This is a genomic window from Streptomyces sp. NPDC091387, from assembly GCF_044756945.1.
Taxonomy (GTDB): domain Bacteria; phylum Actinomycetota; class Actinomycetes; order Streptomycetales; family Streptomycetaceae; genus Streptomyces.
On the sequence record NZ_JBIVTZ010000004.1, the window covers coordinates 50,044 to 69,142 of the forward strand.

The 19,099-nt window shown below is 71.6% G+C and carries 13 protein-coding genes; 8 read left to right on the forward strand and 5 right to left on the reverse strand.

All coding sequences use genetic code 11. From position 1 onward, the window contains the following. Positions 1-78: 78 nt before the first annotated feature. Both ACIQM0_RS09625 and ACIQM0_RS09630 read left to right on the forward strand, forming a co-directional pair. Positions 79-1,083, forward strand: a complete 1,005-nt coding sequence (locus ACIQM0_RS09625; RefSeq protein ID WP_401285790.1) for an N-acetylglucosamine kinase — start codon at positions 79-81, stop codon at positions 1,081-1,083. A gap of 95 nt (positions 1,084-1,178) precedes the next feature. Then, positions 1,179-2,102 (forward strand): sirohydrochlorin chelatase, encoded by a 924-nt coding sequence (locus tag ACIQM0_RS09630; RefSeq protein WP_401285225.1) that lies wholly within the window; start codon positions 1,179-1,181, stop codon positions 2,100-2,102. Between the two features lie 130 nt (positions 2,103-2,232). Here the strand turns inward: ACIQM0_RS09630 and ACIQM0_RS09635 are convergent, their stop codons facing one another. After that, the gene (locus ACIQM0_RS09635; RefSeq protein WP_401285228.1) at positions 2,233-3,303 is read right to left on the reverse strand and encodes a lactonase family protein; all 1,071 of its coding nucleotides are present in this window, start codon (positions 3,301-3,303) and stop codon (positions 2,233-2,235) included. Between the two features lie 188 nt (positions 3,304-3,491). Next, positions 3,492-5,003: an FUSC family protein gene (locus tag ACIQM0_RS09640; RefSeq protein ID WP_401285231.1), complete on the reverse strand. Its 1,512-nt coding sequence runs from the start codon at positions 5,001-5,003 to the stop codon at positions 3,492-3,494. A 526-nt stretch (positions 5,004-5,529) separates the two neighbouring features. Here ACIQM0_RS09640 and ACIQM0_RS09645 point away from each other — a divergent pair. From ACIQM0_RS09645 to ACIQM0_RS09660, 4 genes are all read left to right on the forward strand, one after another. After that, positions 5,530-6,120 (forward strand): lytic polysaccharide monooxygenase, encoded by a 591-nt coding sequence (locus tag ACIQM0_RS09645; RefSeq protein ID WP_401285233.1) that lies wholly within the window; start codon positions 5,530-5,532, stop codon positions 6,118-6,120. A gap of 139 nt (positions 6,121-6,259) precedes the next feature. Beyond that, positions 6,260-6,745 carry an Lrp/AsnC family transcriptional regulator gene (locus tag ACIQM0_RS09650; RefSeq protein WP_385355167.1) on the forward strand — a complete coding sequence of 162 codons (486 nt, stop codon included), beginning with the start codon at positions 6,260-6,262 and terminating at the stop codon, positions 6,743-6,745. 24 nt (positions 6,746-6,769) lie between these two features. Beyond that, a complete protein-coding gene (locus ACIQM0_RS09655; protein WP_401285237.1) occupies positions 6,770-7,510 on the forward strand; it encodes an HAD family hydrolase in 741 nt (246 codons plus the stop codon). A 98-nt stretch (positions 7,511-7,608) separates the two neighbouring features. Next, positions 7,609-8,817: a serine/threonine-protein kinase gene (locus ACIQM0_RS09660; protein ID WP_401285240.1), complete on the forward strand. Its 1,209-nt coding sequence runs from the start codon at positions 7,609-7,611 to the stop codon at positions 8,815-8,817. Positions 8,818-8,825: 8 nt separating this feature from the next. On the opposite strand, the gene ACIQM0_RS09665 is transcribed toward ACIQM0_RS09660, so the two are convergent. Then, positions 8,826-9,818 (reverse strand): aldo/keto reductase, encoded by a 993-nt coding sequence (locus ACIQM0_RS09665; protein WP_401285243.1) that lies wholly within the window; start codon positions 9,816-9,818, stop codon positions 8,826-8,828. A 150-nt stretch (positions 9,819-9,968) separates the two neighbouring features. Continuing rightward, on the reverse strand, positions 9,969-10,880 hold the full coding sequence (locus tag ACIQM0_RS09670) for an oxidoreductase (RefSeq protein WP_401285246.1): 912 nt from the start codon (positions 10,878-10,880) through the stop codon (positions 9,969-9,971). A gap of 499 nt (positions 10,881-11,379) precedes the next feature. Between ACIQM0_RS09670 and ACIQM0_RS09675 the strand changes: the two genes are divergently transcribed. Continuing rightward, positions 11,380-14,862 (forward strand): M28 family peptidase, encoded by a 3,483-nt coding sequence (locus tag ACIQM0_RS09675; RefSeq protein WP_401285791.1) that lies wholly within the window; start codon positions 11,380-11,382, stop codon positions 14,860-14,862. A gap of 56 nt (positions 14,863-14,918) precedes the next feature. Here the strand turns inward: ACIQM0_RS09675 and ACIQM0_RS09680 are convergent, their stop codons facing one another. Then, positions 14,919-16,370 carry a helix-turn-helix domain-containing protein gene (locus tag ACIQM0_RS09680; RefSeq protein ID WP_401285249.1) on the reverse strand — a complete coding sequence of 484 codons (1,452 nt, stop codon included), beginning with the start codon at positions 16,368-16,370 and terminating at the stop codon, positions 14,919-14,921. A 472-nt stretch (positions 16,371-16,842) separates the two neighbouring features. Between ACIQM0_RS09680 and ACIQM0_RS09685 the strand changes: the two genes are divergently transcribed. Beyond that, on the forward strand, positions 16,843-19,026 hold the full coding sequence (locus ACIQM0_RS09685; RefSeq protein WP_401285252.1) for a discoidin domain-containing protein: 2,184 nt from the start codon (positions 16,843-16,845) through the stop codon (positions 19,024-19,026). Positions 19,027-19,099 lie beyond the last annotated feature (73 nt).

Sequence of the window (19,099 nt, forward strand, 5' to 3'; positions counted from 1 at the left end):
GCTGGGTCCGACGGGGCCGGCGTCCCCGAACGGCCGGACCGTGTCGGGGACGCCGTCCGCGACGCGTACGTCCTCGGGGTGGACTCGGGTGGTTCCGGACTGCGGGTGGCCCTGGGCGCCGTGGGCTCGGACGCCCCCCTGGCCACGGCGGCCTGTGCCGAACCGGTGCGGACCGGGCCCCGCGGCATCGACGCCGCCCACCTGCTGGAACAACTGCTGCCCACCGCCACGGAACTGCTCGCCCGGCAGGGCGGCGGAGGCCGGATCGTAGCCGCCGCGATCGGTGCGGCCGGTATGGCCACCCTCGGCGACCAGCTGCGGTCCGAACTGCCCGCTGCCCTGGCGGACGCGCTCGGTGTGCGACGGCTGGCACTCGCCGCCGACGCCGTGACCGCGTACGCCGGAGCGGTCGGGCAGCGGCCCGGCGCGGTGGTCGCGGGCGGCACCGGACTGATCGCCCTCGGCACGGATCTGACGCGGTGGCGGCGGGCCGACGGCTGGGGCCATCTGCTGGGCGACAGCGGTGGCGGTGCCTGGATCGGCCGCGCCGGTCTCGATGCGGCGATGCGCGCCCACGACGGGCGGCGCGGCGGATCCCCGGCCCTGCTCGCCCGGCTGGAGGCGGTGTTCGGCCCGGCGCCCGAACTGCCCGGCCTGCTCTATCCGCGTACCGACCGGCCCGCGGTCCTGGCCTCGTTCGCTCCCGAGGTGGCCGCCTGCGCGGCACACGACCCCGTCGCCGAAGGCATTCTCCGCGACGCCGCCGGGCACATCGCGGAGGCGGCCGCCGCCGTGTGCCCGAAGCCCGGAGCGGACGACGAGGAATACGAAGTGGCGCTGACGGGTGGCCTGTTCCGGATGGGCGACCCGCTGCTCGTACCGCTGCGCGAGGAACTGGCCCGACAGCTCCCGCAGGCACGGGCGGTCCCCGGTTCGGGTGATCCCCTGATCGGCTCCCTGCGCATCGCGCAGGCGCTGGCCACCGGCGGTCTGCTTCTGCCGCACCATCCGACGCTGCTCTGCATTCCGTTGTCCGGGCCGGATCAACGGTCCGGCGGAGGGGTGACAGAGCAGGGCAGTTGACCGTTAAGCGACCAGACGGATAAATGCGGACAGACAACGCTCGACCGGACCCTCCCCGCGCAGCGGGGTACCCAAAACCAGTAGCATGCGGCGCCATGAGCACCCCCACTGGGCCCGCTTCCGGCCTGCCTGTACGAATGCCGCGACCTCGCCAGTCCGGACGGCACCGCCGCCCGGAGCCCGTGGTCGCACCTGAGGGCGCTGCCGCGCTCGTTCTTGCCGTTCCCGGTACCCCCTCTTCGGCCAGCCGCAGTCTGGCCGAAGAGGTGATCAGCATTGCCCGCTCCGAGCTGCCCGGTCTGAACGCCCTGATCGGTTACGTCGACGGCGACGATGCCGAGTACCCGACTCTCGCCTCCGCGCTCGCGCACTCCGCCGCCGAGCGCGTCGCGCGCTTCGAACAGGCGACGGCCGCCGGTCGTGAGGTCACTCCGCCCGAAGGTCCGGCCGCCGTCGTGGTGCCGCTGCTCGCGGGACCGGACAACGCCCTTGTGCAGCGGATACGCCAAGCGATCACGGACAGCCAGGCACCGGCCGAGCTGACCGATGTGCTCGGCCCGCACCCGCTCCTCGCCGAGGCGCTGCACGTCCGCCTCTCCGAGGCCGGTCTCGCCCGCGCGGACCGGGCGAGGCTGTTCACGGTGGCCACGGCCGCCGACGGAATCGTGCTGGCCACGGTGGGCGGCGAGGAGGCCGTGCAGGCCGCCGGAATCACCGGCATGCTGCTGGCCGCTCGGCTCGCGGTGCCGGTGATGGCCGCCGCACTCGACGTCGAGGGTTCGGTCGCGTCGATCGCCGCACAGCTCAGGGACTCCGGCTCGCTCCAGCTGGCCGTCGCCCCGTACCTGGTGGGTCCCGAGGTGGCCGAAGGGCTGCTGGACTCCGCCGTCAAGGAGGCGGGCTGCGCGGCGGCCGAGCCGCTCGGCGCCTACCCGGCGATCGGCAAGCTGGTGATGTCGATGTACACCACGACGCTCGGCATCGCCGCCCCGGTGGCGCAGGGGGCCCAGGCCCACTGATCCGTTCCGGGTGCGTTCTGTGTCGCTGGGCGGGGCCCGGGACCGGCTGATGAAGCCGGCCCCGGGCCCCGCCCGTGACGGACGCGGGTGGCGCCCCGACCGGTTCACCACCCGTCCGCGTGTACGGACGTCAGGCGAAGATCACACAGGAGGCCGCAGGAGCCTCCAGTGAGCCTTCCTGGGCCGGGATACCTGTCTCCGGGTCAACGGCGAACCAGGCGACGTTCCCGGACCGCTCATTGGCCGCGTACAGCCGTCGCCCGGCGGGGTCGAGGGCGAGGTCGCGGGGCCAGTGCCCGCCGCAGCTCACGGTGGTGACCAGGGACGCCTTCTCGCCCGTGGCGTCGAGACCGAGCACCGAGATGCTGTCGTGCCCCCGGTTGGCCACCCAGAGGAACCGGCCGTCGTGCGAGACGACGACCTCGGACGCGTAGCTCGCCTCGGCGCCTTCCCCGGTCGCCTCCGCGGGCAGTACGGGCGTCTCGCCGACCGTTTCGAGTACCCCTGCCACGGCGTCCCACCGGCACACCGTGACCGTGGGTTCGAGCTCGTTCAGCACATAGGCGTGCGCGCCGTCGGGGTGGAAGGCGAGATGGCGCGGACCGGTGCCGGGCCGCAGCACCGTCTCACCGTGCTGGCGCAGCTCCCCGGTGTCCGGGTCGAGTGCGCAGATCCGTACCGAGTCGGTTCCGAGGTCGACGCCGAGCACCCAGTTCCCCGAGGGGTCGGGGAGGACCTGGTGGGCGTGCGGGCCCTCCTGACGGCCGGTGTCAGGCCCGCTCCCCTCGTGCCGGAGCACGCTGCAGGCGGCGCCGAGTGAGCCGTCCTCGCGCACCGACAGCACGGTGACGCTGCCGGAGCCGTAGTTGGCGGTGAGCAGTCGGCCGCCCGCGAGAGCGAGGTGCGTGGGGCTGTCGCCGTCCACCGGCCGGGCGGCGCCGATCGGCCGCGGCACGTCGTGGGTGATGTCAAAGGCCGCGGCCGCGCCGGGCTCGGTCTCACTGACCGCGTACAGGACCGCGCCGCCGGGGCCGCTGCCCCGTCCCAGCACCAGGTACGAGGGGTCGGGAACGGCATCCGTCGCGCCGAGGACGGTGAGCGCCCCGGTGTCCTGGTCCACGGCGACGGCGGTGACTCCCCGCCCGCCCGCCGAGGTGAACGACCCGATGAATGCCCGTCCGGCACCGTTGCTGCTGACCACCGCACTGCCTTTCTCCGCCGAGTGACCACGACAGTGGGGACCGTCGCGATCTTCCGCGGCGACCGTAGCAGTGCGCCAGTTGGTCTGGACCAAAGGGTGCGGGGTCGGGCGGCGGCCAAGCGGGCACGGGCCCGCCGCCGAGGAGCCGTCAGCGCGCCCACCCCCGCGCTCCCGCCGCGGGCGACGGTTCAGGCGCCGGCCGGAATCCGACGCGGCCTCCGCAGGGGGACGGCCAGTTCGATCAGAGCCCGCTCCAGCGCATGGAGGTGGGCGAGCACCGGTTCGACGCCCGCCGGCTCCGTGGCCGCCGCGTGGTCGAGCCGGAGGTCCCGCCCGACGGTCGGCGCATCGGTGAGGGCCTCGACAGCGGCCTCCACGCGCCAACAGGCCGCGGCGAGCCGGACGTCGTGCGAGGCCTCGGGGTCGGCAGCGACGGAGGCCAGACCGCGCACCTCGCGTGCGCAGTCGTCGAGCAGCGCGAGCACATGCCGCGCCCGCCGCTTGCGGTCCTTCGTCGGGTTGAGCGGATGCACCAGCGGGGCGAGCGACAGGCGCACCCGGCCGAGGATCGCCTCCAGTTCGGCAACGCTCCGCGGCGGGTCGGCGTCCTCGCTCCCCGCGAGCCGGGCGGCGGCCTCCGCCGTGCACGTGTGCACGCACCGCAGCGCCCTCTCCACCCATGCCTCGGTCACCGAGTGCGTGGTCACCGGCAACACGAACAGCACCGCCAGTACGGCGCCGAGCGCTCCGACCGTCGTCTCGGTCACCCGCAGCACCAACAGACCCGCGTCGAGCACGCCGAGCAGCCCGTACAGCATGCTCGCCATCACGGTCACGGCCAGCATCATCCAGGTGTAGGAGACAGCGGCGGTGTAGAAGATCCCGAAGACGCTCAGCGCCACGACCACCGCGGCCACGACCGGCTCGTGGTGCAGCGGCACGGCCACGACGAAGCCCAGGCCGATCCCGAGGACGGTCCCCAGGAACCGCCGGAACCCGCGCACGACGGTCTCGCCCCGCGAGGTCGTGGCCACGAACACCCACCAGGTGGCGCCGACCGCCCAGTACCAACGCTGGTCGGAGAGCACCTGCCCCACCGCGAGCGCGAACCCTGCCCCGAACGTCGCCTGCACGGCCTGCCGCGTCGTGATCCGCCCGAGCCCTGCCGCACCGGCAGGGAGGGCGGCTGTCGCGGGTGCCGCAAGCCGCCGTTCGTAGCACCACGCCCCGAACCGCACCGCCGAGGACGCGACGAGCGACAGCAGCACGGCCGCGTACAGCTCGGGCAGTTGGCCGGGCACGGTGTGCAGGAACTGGGCCGAGAAGTAGGCCATGAAGCCGAACACACCCAGCGAGTGCCCGCGAGGCCCCCACCGCCGCGCGTACACCCCCACCCCCACAACGGCGAGGAACGCCAGGTCCCGCGCGACGGGCACATCGTGCAGCACGGCGGCGAGCGTGAGCACCGGGAGACCGACGGCAGGGAGAAGGGCGGTCGTGATCGCCTGCCCACGCACCGTCGGGTCGGTCACCGTGAACAGGGCGAGCAGCGCGGCCAGGCCACCGGTGATGGACGCCGCCAGCGAGTGCCCGGCCGCTCCGCACAGCACGACGGCGAGCCCGATGCCGAGCACGGCCCGGGACGCGAACCGCAGCCGGATCCGTCCCGGATCGTGTGCGACGAACGCCCTCTTCAGCAAGTCGCCCCGCCCCTTTCGCGCATGGAACCAGCGCAGACATGAGAAAGGCGCCGCAGAGATCCCCGGAGGACCCGCAGCGCCATTGATAGATCCATCTCAGCACCTGGAGGGCTAATGGTTCAACTCAGACCTAAGCTTATGGACCAATGGCACAAGATCACCGCACCGTGCCCGACCACAGCGAGCCATCGGACCAACCTGCCACGACACCGGCGCGGCTCACCCGGCCGGCAGCCAGGTGCCGACGGCACCGGGGCGCGGTCGCCCCAACCGGGGCAGTCACGAGGTGGGCCGGCCGGAGCCGAAGACCGGCGTCCACGACCGCGGTGACGGACACATCCGACTGCCGTTCCATCCCGGTGCCGCGCCCGCGACACACCCGCCCTCCGTGCGGCACCCCCTCCGCGGAGCCCGGCAACAGCCCGCTCCGGACGGTATGGACACGGCTGGTTGACATGACTACGCTCACCCTTGGTCTAGACCGCAGAACTCTCCGGACATCACCCCACATCTCCAGGAGCTACGTATGCGCAGAAGGATCACCTCCTTACTGGCCGGGCTCGGCCTGGCCGGGGCGGCACTGTTCGCCACCTCCGGCAGCGCCCAGAGCCACGGCTACACCGACTCCCCCATCAGCCGTCAGCAACTCTGCGGGATCGGCACCGTCAAGCACTGCGGGCAGATCCAGTGGGAGCCCCCGAGCGTCGAGGGTGCCAAGGGCTTCCCCGCCCGCGGACCGGCCGACGGCCACATCTGCTCGGGCGGCATCGGCCGGTTCTCCGAACTCGACGACCCGCGTGGCGGCGCCTGGCCCGCCACCAAGGTCACCGCCGGTCAGAACTACACGTTCAACTGGCGGATCGAGGCCCGGCACGCCACGACCGACTTCCGCTACTACATCACCAAGGACGGCTACGACCCCACCAAGCCGCTCACCCGGGCGGACCTGGAACCCCAGCCGTTCCTCACCGTCCCCTTCGGGGGCCGGCTGCCCGGCTCGACGGTGAGCCACTCGGGCGTGCTGCCGCAGAAGTCCGGCAAGCATCTGATCCTCGGCGTCTGGACGATCTCTGACACCGAGAACGCGTTCTACGCCTGCTCCGACGTGCAGTTCTGACGTCCCGCCGCCGCTCCTGACCGACCCGCCCCGCCCTGGGCCGGTACGGGGCGGCGGCTCCGGCGGTGCGCCGGTGCGCCGGTGCGCCATTGGTACAGTCGCTGCCCCGACCGACGTACCAGGAAGAGGCCGGCGGACCATGGCGGTGGACGCGCTCGACACCCGCATTCTGCGGCTGCTCATCGAACAGCCGCACACCAGCGTGCGCGAGTACGCACGGATCCTCTCGATCGCGCGGGGCACCCTCCAGGCCCGCATCGACCGGCTGGAACGGGACGGGGTGATCACCGGCAGCGGCCCGTTCCTCTCCCCCGCCGCGCTCGGCCACCCGGTACTCGCCTTTGTGCACCTGGAGGTCACGCAGGGGCATCTCGACGATGTCGGCGAGGCGCTCGCCGCCGTGCCGGAGATCGTCGAGGCCTTCTCGACCACGGGCGGCGGCGACCTGCTGACCCGGGTCGTGGCCCGGGACAACGGGCATCTGGAGGATGTGATCCAGCGGCTGATCCAGCTGCCGGGCGTGGTCAGGACCCGGACCGAGGTGGCCCTGCGCGAGCGGGTGCCGCACCGGCTGCTGCCCCTGGTGGAATCAGTGGGCCGGGCGGCGGCGGGTGGCCCGGGATGATCAGCGGCTGAGAGCATGTTCACCATGAACTCATCACGTGCACAGGCCCCTTCGGTCGTCTTCGACCTGGACGGCACACTCGTGGACAGCGAGCCGAACGCCTACGAGTCGGCACGGCTGCTGCTGGAGCGTTACGGAGTACCGGACTTCACCTGGGAGCAGAACGCCCGGTTCATCGGAATCAGCAACCGCGAGGCGCTGGCCGTACTGCGCACCGAGTACGGCATCGAGGCCTCCGCCGACGAACTGGTGGCGGGTCAGGACGCCATCTATCTGGAACTGGCGCGCACCTCGACCGAGGCCTTCCCCGAGATGCGGAAGTTCGTGGAGACGCTGCACGCGCGCGGCGTCGCCATGGCGGTGGCGTCGGGTTCGTCACCGGCCGCGATAGAGGCCGTGCTGAAGAGCACCGGCCTCGACGCGTACCTCACCGAGTACGTGTCCGCCGAGGAGGTCGCGCACGGGAAACCGGCACCGGATGTCTTCCTGGAGGCCGCCCGGCGCCTCGGCGTCGCGCCCGCCGGCTGTGTGGTGGTGGAGGACGCCGTGCCGGGCGCCTCCGCGGCTCGGGCGGCGGGCATGCGCTGCATCGCGGTCCCCTACGTCCCGGCGACGGCCGGCGATCCGGTGTTCGCGGCGGCGGATCTGCTCTTCCCCGGCGGTCAGGGCGAGTTCAGCGCGCAGGCCGCCTGCGCGTGGCTGTTCCCACGATCCGTACCGACGCCGCCCGACGGTCATCCGGAGGCCGCGCGCCGGATATCCTGATCTTGCTGCGTGTCCCCCACCCCGTCAGTTCCCGATGAGGTCGCAGCCGCGGCAGTCGAAGCGGTCCTCGGCCCGAGACATTGGATAGGTGTGCGCAGGTGCTGGTTGCTGGTCGGTACCGATTGATATCCGCCATCGGTCGTGGCGGGATGGGTGAGGTCTGGCGGGCCGCGGACGAGGTCCTCGGCAGGTCCGTCGCCGTGAAGCTGCTGCTGGGGGAGCACGCCGACGAGTCGGCCACCGCGCGCTTCCGGCTGGAGGCCCAGACCGCCGCCCGGCTGAGCCATCCGCATCTGGTGGCCGTGTTCGACTTCGGGTCCTGGGAGGACCGGCTCTTCCTCGTGATGGAGCTCGTCGAGGGCAGGAGCCTCGCCGATCTGCTGCTGGCTCAGGAGCGGCTGGACCCGGAACAGGTCGCCCGCATCGCGGGCCAGGCCGCCGCCGGACTGGCCGCGGCCCACCGCCAGGGGATAGTCCACCGGGACATCAAGCCCGGGAACCTGATGCTGGACGCGGAGGGTGCCGTCAAGATCGGCGACTTCGGCATCGCCCAGTTCGTCGACGATCCCTCCGCCGCGCTCACCACCACGGGCCATATCGTCGGCACCAGCCTCTACCTCGCACCGGAGCGGGCCCTGGGCCGTACGGCCGACGCCGCGTCCGACATGTACTCCCTCGGCTGTGTGATCTACCAACTGCTGCTCGGCCAGCCGCCGTTCCGCTCGGACACCCCGACCGCCACCCTCTACCAGCACGTGGACACGCCTCCCGTGCCGCTGCGGCAGCGCGGGGTCGAGATGTCCGCCGCCTTCGACTCGTATCTGCTGGGACTGCTCGCGAAGCAGCCCGAGGACCGGCCGACGGCCCAGCAGGTCGCCGACTGGTTCACCAGCGAGGCATGGCGGGGGCAGGCGGAGCCGCTGCCGATGTACCGGCCCGCTCCCCCGCGCGCACCGGCCGCGCCCTACGCGCCGGTGTCCGCACCGCCCTCCCCCGCCCAGCACCGGTCCGGGACCGGATCCGGCGAGGACTCCGGTGCTCCGACGACCTACCGGCTGCCCCAGGCGGCCGCCGGTCACGGGCGGCGCGCGGCGGGCCGGTCCAGGAACGTCCGGCGGCGCACCACGCGCGAGGCGATAAGACGCCGCCCGAGAGTGGCCAGTGCCATCGCGGGCACGGTCGCCTTCCTCGCCGCCGTGTACCTGGGGATGAGCCTGTTCTCCCCCGATTCCAGCTCGGCCACCACGCCCGACGACCTGACCTCCACGAGCGGTGCGGAATCACCGGCCCCCGACGGGGGCCGGTAGCCCGTCCGTTACCAGCGGTCGTGAACCGTCGCGCGGATCCTGCGGTCGTAGAGGTCGCGTACCGCGTCGAGCGTCTTCTGCGGCAGCGGCGCCAGCGCGGCCGCGGCAGCGTTGGCGCGGACCTGCTCCACCGAACGCGCGCCGGGGATCACGCTGGTGACGCCCGGCTGCTGAATGATCCAGCGCAGTGCGGTCTGCGCCGGAGTCGCCCCTTGGGGAGCGAGTGCGGCGAATTCGGCCGCCGCGGCCACGCCGGTCGCGTACTCGACTCCGGAGAAGGTCTCGCCCTGGTCGAAGGACTCTCCGTGCCGGTTGTACGTGCGGTGGTCCTCCGGGGCGAAGACGGTGTCCTCGGTGTACTTGCCGGAGAGCAGCCCGGAGGCGAGCGGCACGCGTGCGACGATGCCGACGCCGGCGGCGAGCGCCGCCGGAAGAACCTCGTCCAACGGCTTGAGGCGGAAGGGGTTGAGGATGATCTGGATGCTCGCGACGCCGGGGCGGGCGATGGCTGTCAGTGCCTCGGCGCACGTCTCGACGCTCACGCCGTAGGCGGCGATCCGCTCCTCGGCGACCAGTGTGTCGAGGGCGTCGTAGACCGCGTCCGAGGAGTAGACGGCGGTCGGCGGGCAGTGCAGTTGCACGAGGTCGAGGGTGTCGACGCCGAGGTTGGACCGCGAGCGGTCGTTCCAGGCACGGAAGTTGTCCAGGACGTAGTTCTCCGGCACCTGCTCGACGCGCCGGCCCATCTTCGTCGCGACGAGGACCCCTGCGTCCGGGCGCCCCTTCAGATAGCGGCCGATGAGCTGTTCGCTGCGGCCGTCCCCGTACACGTCCGCGGTGTCGAAGAAGGTGACGCCTGACTCGACGGCCGCGTCGAGCACGTCGAAGGCATCGGCCTCCCGCACCTCGCCCCAGTCCCCGCCGAGCTGCCATGTGCCCTGTCCGACGACCGATACGTCCCGTCCGGTCCTGCCCAGTTCGCGCTGCTCCATGAGGGTCATGCTACGTCGGTACGGAGTCCGGCGGGGCCCCGCGGCCGCACCGGCGAAGGGGTCGCCTCCGCCGGTGGGACCGGGGACGTGGACGGCCTCCGGGAGCCCGTCAGAACCTGGTGGCTCCCGGAGGCCGTCCACCCCGGCCGACGGCGTGGATCAGCCGGTGGCCCGGCCGAGTTCCGTGAGCAGTCGCAGCTCGTCCTCGGTGAGCCGCAGGGCGGCCGCCGCGACGTTCTCGGTGAGGTGACCGGGGTTGCCGGTGCCCGGGATGGCCAGTACGTGCGGGCCGCGCTGGAGCGTCCAGGCGAGCCGGACCTGCGCGGGCGTGGCGTCGTGGGCGCGGGCGACAGCCGCCACAGCCTCGCTCTCGACGGCGGCCGCCCCGGACTCGCGGCCGTGGCCGGCGATGGCGTAGAACGGGACGAACGCGATGCCCTGCTCCCCGCAGATCCGGAGCACTTCGTCGGAGTCCGCATGGCGGCCGGTTATGCCGTACCGGTTCTGCACACAGACGACCGGCGCGATGGGCAGGGCCTCGGCGAGCTGGTCGGCGCCGACGTTGGAGAGGCCCAGATGGCGGATGAGCCCCTCCTTCCGCAGCTCGGCCAGTGCGCCGAACCGGTCGGCGATCGGGTCGGGCCCGTTCATCCGCAGGTTCACCACGTCGAGATGGTCGCGGCCGAGCTGGCGGAGGTTCTCCTCGACCTGGCCGCGCAGATCCTCGGGCCGGGCCCAGTTCAGCCAGTCGCCCGACGGTCCACGGCCGGGGCCGACCTTGGTGGTGATGACCAGGTCGTCCGGGTACGGGCCGAGCGCCCGGTTGATCAGCTCGTTGGCCGAGCGCATCGGTGAGAAGTAGAAGGCCGCCGTGTCGATGTGGTTCACGCCGAGGTCAACGGCGCGGCGCAGCACGGCGATGGCCCGGTCCCGGTCGTGCGCGGTGCGGTCGTGACTGAACGCGGCACCGTTCTGGGCCAGACGCATGGCGCCGAAGCCCATGCGGTGGACGGTCAGGTCGCCCAGCTGCCAGGTACCGGCGGCCGCCGCGGTGGTTGTTCCCGAAGTCATGGCTGTCGTCTTCCTCGTTGGTGGCGGACCGGAGCCGACCACGTGATGGCGCGTCAGAGACGCTTGCATAATTGAACGGAAGGTGATATAGTTAAGTTGGATATTTTCGTTGCGTGATCTTGAATGCGGGTGCATACTAAACCCCGCTCCGCCGATGTGTCCACCCCCTTTCTCGGTCCTCCGGCGCCCGGTACCTCCGCGCCGTCTACCGTTCGCGAGCCGCCCAGCCGCCGCACCTCCCCCTGCCGCACACCCGGGCGCTCCTGTGTGCCGGCTGTGCGATCCCACCAGGGCGACTTGACCAGACTTGCCAACTCCCTTCTGAGCGACCCCAGTTCGTTGACGAGGTCAGGGCCACGTGTGAGTGTTCGGTCGCTCGATCACGGACACCACCTGGGCGGACGGCCGACGGCAGCCGCACGGGCGGGCGCGTCTCCCCACGCCGCTGCTCGTGATCGAGGTCCCCACGAACCGAGGAGCCTCGATGAAACGCAGACCGATGACGGCCGGGACAACCCTGGCCGTCCTCGCCGGAATGCTGGTCGCCACGAGCGGCCAGTCAGCATCCGCGGAACCGTCTCCCCCCGCCCCCGCCCCCCTCGCGGCTGCCGTGTCGGCCGCCGACCGGGCGGCGGCGAGTGGCCTCGACGCCCTGGCGAAGGGGCCCGAGGAGCGCTACGAACGGCAGAACGTGACCCCCTGGGTCAACGGGCTCTACTCGATCGCGTACCAGCGCACCTACCGCGGACTGCCGGTGGTCGGCGGCGACGCCGTCGTGGTGGCGGACTCCAAGGGACGGGTCCGCGGCGCCCAGTCGGCTCTCTCGCGGCGCATCAACGTACCGACCACCGCGACCGTGTCGGCCGGAAAGGCCGAGGCCGCCGCGCGCAAGAAGCTCACCTCGGTGGAGCGGGTGGACAGCCACCGGCTGGTCGTCCGGGCCACCGGCAAGAAGTCCCGGCTGGCCTGGGAGACCGTGCTGACCGGCCGTACCGCGAAGGCCCCCAGCCATCTGCACGTCTTCGTCGACGCGGGCACCGGCGCGGTGCTCGACAGCTATGACGACGTCAAGGCCGGCACGGGCAACAGCCAGTGGAACGGGCCCTCCCCACTCTCCATCAACACCACTTCCTCGGGCGGCAGTTACTCCCTCCGCGACCCCGGCAAGCCGGGGCTGAGCTGCGCCGACTACAGCACGGGCGGGGTCTTCACCAAGTCCTCCGACTCCTGGGGCACCGGCAACGCCTCCAGCAAGGAGACCGGCTGCGTCGACGTCATGTGGGCGGCCCAGCACGAGTGGGACATGCTGCGTGACTGGCTGGGGCGCAACGGTCACGACGGCAACGGCCGCAGCTGGCCGGTCAAGGTCGGGCTGAACGACGTGAACGCCTACTGGGACGGCTCCACCGTCTCCATAGGCCACAACAACGCCAACCAGTGGATCGGGGCCATGGACGTCGTGGGCCACGAGTTCGGCCACGGCATCGACCAGTACACCCCCGGCGGCGCCAACAACGAGTCCGGTCTCGGCGAGGGCACCGGCGACATCATGGGGGCGCTCACCGAGGCGTACACCAACGAGCCGGCCCCGTACGACGACCCGGACTACACCGTCGGCGAGAAGATCAACCTCGTGGGCAACGGGCCGATCCGGATCATGTACAACCCGGGACAGATCGGCGACCCGAACTGCTACAGCTCCTCCATACCCAACACCGAGGAGCACGCGGCCGCCGGTCCGCTCAACCACTGGTTCTACCTGCTGGCGGAGGGCTCCAGCCCCGGCGGCGGCAAGCCGTCCAGCCCGACGTGCAACAGCTCCTCCGTCACCGGCGTCGGCATCCAGAGCGCCGGCAAGGTCTTCTACGGCGGAATGCTGCTCAAGACCAGCGGCATGACGTACAAGCGCTACCGCACGGCCACGCTCACCTCGGCCAAGAACCTCGACGCCACCTGTGTGCTGTTCAACCGGACGAAGGCGGCCTGGGACGCCGTCAGCGTCCCCGCCCAGAGCGGTGACCCGAGCTGCACCCCGAGCGGCAACAACGACTTCTCGATGTCCCTTGACCCGTCCGCCGGATCGGTGAAGCCGGGCAACTCGGTGACGTCCACGGTCAGGACGACCGTCAGCTCGGGCAGCGCGCAGACCGTGAACCTGTCCGCGACCGGTCAGCCGAGCGGGGTGAGCGTCTCCTTCAGCCCGTCCGCCGTGCAGTCCGGTGCGACCTCGGCCATGACCGTCTCGACGACGTCGGCCGCGGTGCCCGGGACCTACACGCTCACCGTGAAGGGCGCCGGCACCCAGGACCACACCGCGCAGTACACACTGACCGTCAACAACGGCGGCGGCACCCCGGGCGGCACGCCTCCGGACATCAGCGTCGCCAATGTGCAGTCCCACCTGTCGCAGCTCGGCACCATCGCCTCGCAGAACGGCGGCAGCCGCCGGGCCGGCAGCGCCGGCCACACCGCCTCGCTCGCCTATGTGAAGGGCAAGCTCCAGGCCGCCGGTTACACCGTCAGCGAGCAGACCTGCGGCAGCTGCACCTACGCGGGCAAGAACCTGATCGCGGACTGGCCGGGCGGTCCCACGGACCGGACCGTGATGTTCGGCGCCCACCTGGACGGCGTCAGCGCCGGGCCCGGCATCAATGACAACGGCTCCGGCTCGGCCACCCTGCTGGAGAACGCCCTCGCGCTGGCCCAGCAGAACCCGACGATGACCAAGCACGTGCGCTTCGCCTGGTGGAACGGCGAGGAGCAGGGCATGCAGGGCTCCGAGTACTACGTCGGACAGCTCACCGCGGCCCAGCGCACCGCCATCACCGCGTACTACAACTTCGACATGGTCGCCTCCACCAACGGCGGCTACTTCATCAACAACCTCAACTCGGCCGCCTCGGCCCCGATGAAGGAGTACTGGGCCTCGCTCGGCCTCGCTCCGGAGGAGAACGTGGAGGGCCAGGGCCGCTCCGACGACTACTCCTTCCAGCAGGGCGGCATCGCCACCTCGGGTTACGCGACCGGCGCGAGCGACACCAAGACCTCCGCCCAGGCAGCCAAGTGGGGCGGTACGGCGGGCCGTTCGTACGACCCGTGCTACCACCAGTCGTGCGACACCACCAGCAACATCAACGCGACCGCCCTCGACCGCAGCGCCGACGGAGTCGCCTACACGCTGTGGAAGACGGCCGTCGGCACCACGGCGCCGGCCGATGACTTCTCCGTCTCGGTGAACCCGGTCTCCGGCAACGTCCAGCCCGGCGCCTCGGCCACCGCGACCGTCTCCACGGCCACCACCAGCGGTTCGGGTCAGAGTGTCCAGCTGACGGCGTCCGGTGCGCCGAGCGGTGTCACCGTCTCCTTCGCCCCGGCGACCGTGCAGTCGGGGTCCTCCTCGACGATGACCGTCTCCGCGGGGGCGCAGGCCACCGCGGGCACCTACACGCTCACGGTGACCGGAACGGGCACCGCCACCCACACCACCACCTACTCGCTGGTCGTCGGTGGCGGCGGCACGTGCCAGGCACGGCAGGTCGTCGCCAACGGCGGCTTCGAGAACGGCACGGCGCCGTGGACCCAGACGGACGGCGTCATCAACAACCGGACCTCGGAGAAGCCCGCGCACACCGGCGCCTACCAGGCCTGGTTCGGCGGCTGGGGCAGCACCCACAGCGACAGCGCCTCACAGTCACTGACCGTTCCCGCGGGCTGCTCGACGTACAGGCTGTCGTTCTTCGTGCGCACCGACACCGCCGAGTCGGCGGGAGACGCGACCGCCTACGACACGTTCACCGTCAAGCTGGGGTCGCGGACGCTGGCCACGTACTCGAACCTCGACGCGAGCAGCGGTTACGTCCAGCAGAGCTTCGACGTCGGGTCCGCCGCGGGGCAGACGGTGACGCTGGGGTTCACCAGTAAGGAGGACGCTTACCTCCAGACCAGCTTCGTCGTGGACGATGTCGCGCTCGACGTGAGCTGATCCGGGATCAGGGGGGCAGGGGCGGGGCGTGGTCCACATGCCCCGCCCCTGGCGTTTCAGCGGACCACCGCGGCCAGTCTGCGGACGAAGTCCTCGGTCTCGGGCCGGCCGGCGCCGCGGGCGGCCAGTCTGCCGTGCAGCCCGCGCAGTTCCTGGCCGAGCAGGGTCGACGGGTTCACCTCTGTGGTGTCGAGCACCGGAGCGGCCACGGCCTGCGCCGCCGACGGGTCGCCCGCGCAGGCATGGGCATCGGCCATCCGGACCAGGAACAGCATCCGGGCCGAGTGCATCCCGGGAGGCAGCAGCCCGAGCGCGGTGCGGGCCGCCCCGACCGCGCGCAGGGCGAGCCGGCGGTCGCCGGTGGCCGCCGCGAGATCGCGCAGCGCGCCCGCCGCGCCCGACTCCACCCGTAGCCGCACCGAGGCCACGGAGAGCCAGGGCGCCTCCGTCTCGTCCCGCTCCTCGACCCGGTCCAGCTGGGACCGGGCGCGGTCGATGTGCCTCAGGGTCTGCGGGGCGTCCCCCCGGACCGCGTGGCCGCGCGCCTGGTACAGATCGCTCATGGCGCCCGCCCAGGGCCGGCCCGCCGCGGCCTGCCTGATGGCCCCGCCGTACGCCAGCGCCGACGGCCCGTCACCCTCCAGCCGGGCCAGGGTGCTCATATCGCTCAGGGCCGCGACCTCGGTCCCCACGTGACCGGCCATGGCGGACCAGAGCAGTGACCGGTCGAGCCAGGCCATCGCGGTGCCGTTGCGGCCCCACAGCAGCCGCAGGCAGCCGGCCGACTGCGCGTACTCGGCTGCCAGCGGGGCCAGTTGGCGCTGGTAGGGGGCGGCGGGCAGCGCCATCCACCGGAGCATGGCGTGCAGTGTGCGCTCGACGACCGCGGTCGCTCCCGGCCAGGCGCGTTCCTCGTCGGCGCGCAGGCAGACGGCGAGCAGGGCCGTGAGCGCGTGCACGGTCTCGGTGTCCAGTGCGGGGTGCGACGAGGTGTCCGGGCCCAGGGCGCAGAAGGCGGCGTGCAGTTCGACGACATCGGCCAGCGCGGGTACGGCGCAGCCGTCCCGGCCGTGGGCCGGACAGGCGAGGCCGTACGCGGGAAGGCCGGCGGGCAGGTCGGTGCCGGGCGGCAGCATCGCGAGGAGGGCGCCGCCCGCGGGCTCGCCGGGCAGCGGGCCGCGGCGGTCCGGGGTGTCCGCGGGAGCCGGGGCGCCGCCGGCACCGCCCGTGGCCAACGCGGACTCCCGCGCCTCGGCCGCCTCGCAGGCGGCGAGCAGGTCGCCGCCCGCCGTCAGGAGGTCGTCCAGCCTGCGGGCCAGGGGCAGCGGCGTCCGGCGGCTGCCGTGTTCGAGTTTGCTGATGGCGGTGTGGTCGTAGCCGACCCGGGCGCCCACCTGGGCCTGCGTCAGCCCGGCCCGTCTGCGCCACTGGCGCAACCGGGCTCCGAAGGATCTCCATGCCTCCGCGCCACCGGGTCCGGACGGCGCGGGGCCCATGTCCCCGGTCACCGGAACCACCGTCGCGCCTGGTCAAGGGCGCCGCGCGTGCCACGCTCACGGCTCATGCCCCGGAGGATAGCGAGCACTCGCACCCGCTGTCCCGGGAGGGCGGCAAGATGTCCGGTAACAGGCGCGGTGGCCTCCGGTGCCCAGATCCTCCGGCCCGCCGCCGACGTCCGCGGATGGGGTCAGGTTGCGGTGGCAACGGCATGTCTCGCATCCGTCACTCCATGCGTACGCACCATCATCACCTGAATCGACGCGGCGTCAAGTCTGTGACAACGGAGGTTTGAAGGCGTACGGAACTAGGTCAATCGTGAACCGCCCGTCATCAACTCTTGTTCTCAATGGCGCCCGACCAAGCGGGTGTTGCACACCTATTGACGCGTAGGGAACCGAGGGAGAAGTATCCCCATCGGTCGGAGAGAGCGCTCTCCGGCTTCGTGTCGTGCACCCGTACCGCGACTCAGGAGAGTTCCCCATGTACGCACCCCCCGTGTTCCACAGACCCGTGCCCTCGACCGGAAGAAGACGCACCGGCGTGCTGGCCGCCGTCGCCGGTCTCGTCGTCTCGCTCCTGGCCTTCGTCCCGTCGGCCCCGGCGAGCGCCGCACCCACGCTGCTCTCCCAGGGCAAGACCGTGACCGCCTCCAGCCAGGAGAACTACGGCACCCCGGCCACCTCCGCCGTGGACGGCGACAACGGCACCCGCTGGTCGAGCGCCGCCTCCGACCCCCAGTGGATCGAGGTCGACCTGGGCTCCGCCGCCTCGGTCAGCCAGATCGCGCTGAGGTGGGAGACCGCCTACGCCAAGAGCTACAAGATCGAGTTCTCCACGAACAACAGCACCTGGAGCTCCGCCTACTCGACCACCACGGGTCCCGGCGGGAACGAGACCCTGAACGTCTCCGGCACCGCCCGCTACGTCCGGCTGACCGGCACCGCGCGAGCCACCCAGTACGGCTACTCGCTCTGGGAGTTCCAGGTCTTCGGCACCACCGGCGGCGGAGGCGGCCCGCAGATCCCCGGCGGCGGCGACCTCGGCCCCAACGTCCTGGTCTTCGACCCCTCGACGCCCAACATCCAGGCCAAGGTCGACGAGATCTTCAAGAAGCAGGAGTCGGCGCAGTTCGGCACCGGCCGCTACGCGCTGATGTTCAAGCCGGGCACGTACAACAACCTCAACGCCCAGATCGGGTTCTACACCTCGATCGCCGGTCTCGGCCTCAAGCCGGACGACACCACGTTCAACGGTGATGTGACCGTCGACGCGGGCTGGTTCAACGGGAACGCCACGCAGAACTTCTGGCGCTCGGCGGAGAACCTGGCGCTCAACCCGGTCAGCGGCACCGACCGCTGGGCCGTCTCGCAGGCCGCCCCGTTCCGCCGGATGCACGTCAAGGGCGGACTGAACCTCGCGCCGAACGGCTACGGCTGGGCGAGCGGCGGGTACATCGCCGACAGCAAGATCGACGGCCAGGTCGGCCCGTACTCGCAGCAGCAGTGGTACACCCGCGACAGCTCGGTCGGCAGCTGGGGCAACGGCGTCTGGAACATGACGTTCTCCGGCGTCGAGGGCGCCCCCGCCCAGAGCTTCCCCGAGCCGCCGTACACCACACTGGAGAACACCCCGGTCTCCCGCGAGAAGCCGTTCCTGTACCTGGACGGCAACGACTACAAGGTGTTCGTCCCCGCCAAGCGCACCAACGCGCGCGGTGTCTCGTGGAACGGCACACCGCAGGGCGAGTCCATCCCCCTGAGCCAGTTCTACGTGGTCAAGCCGGGTGCCTCGGCCGAGACCATCAACGCGGCGGTGCAGCAGGGTCTGCACCTGCTGTTCACGCCCGGCATCTACCACGTGAACCAGACGATCAACATCGACCGCGCCAACACGGTCGTCCTGGGCCTGGGTCTCGCCACGATCATCCCGGACAACGGCGTCACGGCCATCAAGGTCGGTGACGTGGACGGCGTGAAGCTCGCCGGTCTGCTCGTCGACGCCGGTCCGCAGAACTCCCAGGTCCTGGTCCAGGTCGGCCCCGACGGCGCCTCGGCCGACCACGCGGCGAACCCGACCACCGTCCAGGACGTGTTCGTCCGGGTGGGCGGCGCGGGAGCCGGCAAGGCCACCACCGCCATGGTGATCAACAACGACGACACCATCGTCGACCACACCTGGCTGTGGCGCGCGGACCACGGCGACGGGGTCGGCTGGGAGACCAACCGTTCCGACTACGGCCTCCAGGTCAACGGCGACGATGTCCTCGCGACCGGGCTGTTCGTCGAGCACTTCAACAAGTACGACGTGCGCTGGTCCGGCGAGAGGGGCAAGACGATCTTCTTCCAGAACGAGAAGGCGTACGACGCCCCCAACCAGGCCGCCGTCCAGAACGGCAGCACGAAGGGGTACGCGGCCTACAAGGTCGACGACTCCGTGACCACCCACGAAGGGTGGGGTCTTGGCAGCTACTGCTACTTCAACGTGGACCCGACGATCCGCCAGGACCACGGCTTCGAGGCACCGGTGAAGCCCGGAGTGAAGTTCCACGACCTGCTCGTCGTCTCCCTCGGCGGCCAGGGCCAGTACGAACACGTCATCAACAACACCGGATCGCCCACGTCGGGGACGTCCACCGTCCCGTCGAACGTGGTGTCCTTCCCGTGACGCCCCTCATGAGGTGAACCCACGGCGCGGGGTCCGGCAGCCGCTGCCGGACCCCGCGTCGCCGCCGCCACCG